The organism is Aeromicrobium sp. PFPM2_SD2 (assembly GCF_057364525.1).
In genome coordinates, this window is the sequence record NZ_JBNFNZ010000233.1 from 1 (window position 1) to 3,913 (window position 3,913).

The window sequence follows — 3,913 nt, forward strand, 5'->3', positions numbered from 1 at the left end:
CGTCGTGGCGCTGGGCGCCGCGCTGACCGCGACCCGGGTCGCGACGCGGCCCGACGCGACCGGCCGGCGGACGTTCGGCTCCTACCGGGCGGAGGTGCTGGCGTCCGGCTTCGTCGTGCTGCTCATGCTCGGTGTCGCCGCGTACGTCGTCGTCGAGGCGGTCGGGCGCGTCGGCGAGCCCGTCGACGTGCGGGTCGGGCCCATGGTGGTCGTCGGTGCGCTCGGCCTGGCGGTCAACGTCGTCGCGATGCTCCTGCTGCGCGGCGGCGCGGGCGAGAGCCTGAACGTGCGCGCCGCCTACCTGGAGGTCGTGGCCGACGCCGCGGGCTCGGTCGGCGTCGTGGCGGCGGGGCGTGCTGGTGGCGACGACCGGTGACGCCTGGTGGGACACCGTCGTCGCCCTCGCCGTGGGCGTGTTCGTGGCCGTCCGCGCGGTGCTGCTCGGACGCCAGGTGCTGGCCGTGCTGGCCCAGCACGCGCCCGCCGGCCTGGACGTCGACGAGGTCGTCCGCGGGCTCGCCGGCATCGACGGCGTCGACGACGTCCACGACCTCCACGTCTGGACGCTGACGTCCGGCATGAACGTGGCGACCGTGCACCTCGTGGCGTCGCGGCCCGAGCAGCTCGCCGCGGTGCTGGACGACGCCCGCACCCTGCTGCGCGAGCGGCACGACGTCGAGCACGCGACCCTGCAGGTCGAGCCCCGCGAGGGCGCCGCGTGCCGCGAGACCGGCTGGTAGGTCAGCGCCTGCGGACGCCCATGACGCCGCAGACCGGGGCGGCCCAGCCGAGCGCGTCGGAGCGCGCGACCTCGACGTCGATCTCGGGCAGCACGTCGGCGGGGAACGGCTCGGGCCGGCGGGTGTCGAAGTTCATGTGGACGAGCGTCGCCTCGACGGTGGCGGCGAGCCGGCCGTGCGTGCGGTCGACGATGAAGGTGAGCGTGTGCAGCACCTTGTCCGAGCGCTCCAGGAACCGGACGTGCACCGAGATCGCGTCGCCCAGCCGCAGCTCGGAGAGGTAGCTCAGGTGGTGCTCGGCGGTGAACGTCGTCTGGCGACGCTGCTCGATGTACTCCGGGCCCATGCCCATCTCGATGGTGCGGTGCCACAGGCCGAGGCTGGCCTCCTCGAGGTAGCGGCCGATGTTCATGTGGTCGTTCTCGTCGAGGTACTCCGGCGGCACGACGCCCTCGCGGACGGCGGGCAGCTGCAGGACCTCGTCGACGGTCGGAAGGTTGCTCACGGACGCATCCTCACACGTTGCGGCGGTACTGGCCGCCGACCTCGAAGAACGCCTCGGTCACCTGCTGCAGCGAGCACACGCGCGCGGCGTCCATGAGCACGGCGAAGACGTTCTCGTGGTTGACGGCGGCCTCCTTGAGCCGGGCGATCGCCGCCTCCGCCTCGGCGGCGTGGGCCTGCTGGAAGCCCTGGACGCGCTCGAGCTGCGAGCGCTTCTCGTCCTCGGTGGCCCGCGCCAGCTCGACGGTCGGCGGCTCGGTCTCGGCGTCGGGCTTGCGGAAGGTGTTGACGCCGATGATCGGCAGCGAGCCGTCGTGCTTGCGGTGCTCGTAGAGCATCGACTCGTCCTGGATGCGCCCGCGCTGGTAGCCCGTCTCCATCGCGCCGAGCACGCCGCCGCGCTCGCTGATCGCCTCGAACTCGCGCAGCACGGCCTCCTCGACCAGGTCGGTCAGCTCGTCGATGATGAACGACCCCTGGAGCGGGTTCTCGTTCATCGCCAGCCCCCACTCGCGGTTGATGATCAGCTGGATCGCCAGGGCGCGGCGCACCGACTCCTCGGTCGGGGTGGTGACCGCCTCGTCGAAGGCGTTGGTGTGCAGGCTGTTGGCGTTGTCGTAGATCGCGATGAGCGCCTGCAGCGTCGTGCGGATGTCGTTGAAGTCCATCTCCTGCGCGTGCAGGGAGCGACCGGACGTCTGCACGTGGTACTTCAGCTTCTGGCTGCGCTCGTTGGCGCCGTACTTGTCGCGCATCGTGACCGCCCAGATGCGGCGGGCGACGCGGCCGAGCACCGAGTACTCGGGGTCCATCCCGTTGGAGAAGAAGAACGACAGGTTCGGGGCGAACGCGTCGACGTCCATGCCCCGCGCGAGGTACGCCTCGACGTAGGTGAAGCCGTTGGCCAGCGTGAACGCGAGCTGGCTGATGGGGTTCGCCCCCGCCTCGGCGATGTGGTAGCCGGAGATGGACACCGAGTAGAAGTTGCGCACCCCCTGCTCGATGAACCACTCCTGGACGTCGGCCATCATCCGCAGGCTGAACTCGGTGGAGAACAGGCAGGTGTTCTGGCCCTGGTCCTCCTTGAGGATGTCGGCCTGCACGGTGCCGCGGACGTTCTGCAGCGCCCGGCGGCGCAGCTCCTCGTGCTCGGCGGCGTCCGGCTCGCGGCCCTCGCGCTCGCGGAACGCGTCGACCTGCTGGTCGATGGTGGTGTTGAGGAAGAAGGCCAGCACCGTCGGCGCCGGGCCGTTGATCGTCATCGAGACCGACGTCGTCGGCGAGACCAGGTCGAAGCCGTCGTACAGCGCCTTCATGTCGTCCAGCGTGGCGACCGAGACGCCGGACGTGCCGACCTTGCCGTAGACGTCCGGACGCAGGTCGGGGTCGCGCCCGTAGAGGGTCACCGAGTCGAACGCGGTCGACAGGCGGGTGGCCTCGGAGTCGGCCGACAGCAGCTTGAAGCGGCGGTTGGTGCGGAACGGGTCGCCCTCGCCGGCGAACATGCGGGCCGGGTCCTCACCGTCGCGCTTGAACGGGAAGACGCCGGCGGTGAACGGGAAGAAGCCGGGCAGGTTCTCGCGCCGCCAGAACGAGACGAGGTCGCCGTGGTCGGTGAACCGCGGCAGGCTCACCCGCGGCACCTTCGTGCCGGACAGCGACTCGCGGGTCAGGCGCGTGCGGATCTCGCGGTCGCGGACCGTCACCACCTGCTCGTCGCCGGCGTAGGACGCCACGACGTCGGCCCAGCCGTCGAGCTGGGCGGCGCACCTCGCCGGGCAGGTCCTCGCGGGCGCGCTCGGCGAGCGCCGCGACGTCGGCGCTGTCGGGCAGCTCGGCGGCGACGGCCTCGAGCCGCTGCAGGCGCCGCGCCTGCTCAGCCAGCCGGACGGTCTCGGCGTGGTAGCCGCGCACGGTCTCGACGATCTCGGCCAGGTAGCGGGTGCGCTCGGGCGGGACGACCTGGGCGGTGCCGCTGGAGTGGCGCACGTCCACCTGCGGCAGCGTGCCCTCGGCCACCGGCAGGCCGCGCTCGGCCAGCACGTCGCGCAGGTGCTGGTACAGCGCCGTGACGCCGTCGTCGTTGAACGTCGCGGCGGACGTGCCGAAGACCGGCATGTCCTCGGGCCGCTTGCCGAACGCCTCGCGGTTGCGCACCAGCTGGCGGCCGACGTCGCGCAGCGCGTCCTTGGCACCGCGGCGCTCGAACTTGTTGATCGCGACGACGTCGGCGAAGTCGAGCATGTCGATCTTCTCCAGCTGCGACGCGGCGCCGAACTCCGGCGTCATCACGTACATCGAGACGTCCACGAACGGCACGATCGCCGCGTCGCCCTGGCCGATGCCGGGCGTCTCGACGACGACCAGGTCGTGCCCGGCCGCCTTGAGCAGCGCGATGACGTCGGGAAGCGCGTCGGGCACCTCGCGGTCGCCGCGGGTGGCCAGCGAGCGGAAGTAGATCCGGTCGCCGTCGAGGGCGTTCATGCGGATGCGGTCGCCGAGCAGCGCGCCGCCGCCCTTGCGTCGGGTCGGGTCGACGGCCACGACGGCCACGCGCAGCTTGTCCTGCTGGTCGACCCGGAAGCGGCGGACGATCTCGTCGGTCAGCGAGCTCTTGCCCGAGCCGCCGGTGCCGGTGATGCCCAGGACCGGCGCGGCGGACCGCTCGG

Annotated in this window: 3 protein-coding genes and 1 pseudogene; 2 read left to right on the forward strand and 2 right to left on the reverse strand. The window is 72.0% G+C overall.

Features of this window, described 5'->3' with window-relative positions:
• A partial coding sequence (locus AC2W7G_RS11015) for a cation diffusion facilitator family transporter (protein ID WP_485868465.1) occupies window positions 1-376 on the forward strand: 376 nt, incomplete at its 5' end.
• The gene (locus AC2W7G_RS11020) at window positions 354-740 is read left to right on the forward strand and encodes a cation transporter dimerization domain-containing protein (RefSeq protein ID WP_485868466.1); all 387 of its coding nucleotides are present in this window, start codon (window positions 354-356) and stop codon (window positions 738-740) included. The genes AC2W7G_RS11015 and AC2W7G_RS11020, both read left to right, overlap by 23 nt.
• 1 nt (window position 741) lies before the next feature.
• Here AC2W7G_RS11020 and AC2W7G_RS11025 read toward each other — a convergent pair whose 3' ends face one another.
• Window positions 742-1,245 (reverse strand): thioesterase family protein, encoded by a 504-nt coding sequence (locus tag AC2W7G_RS11025; protein WP_485868467.1) that lies wholly within the window; start codon window positions 1,243-1,245, stop codon window positions 742-744.
• 10 nt (window positions 1,246-1,255) lie between these two features.
• Window positions 1,256-3,913 (reverse strand): annotated as a pseudogene (gene icmF / locus AC2W7G_RS11030) (fused isobutyryl-CoA mutase/GTPase IcmF); the annotation flags it as partial.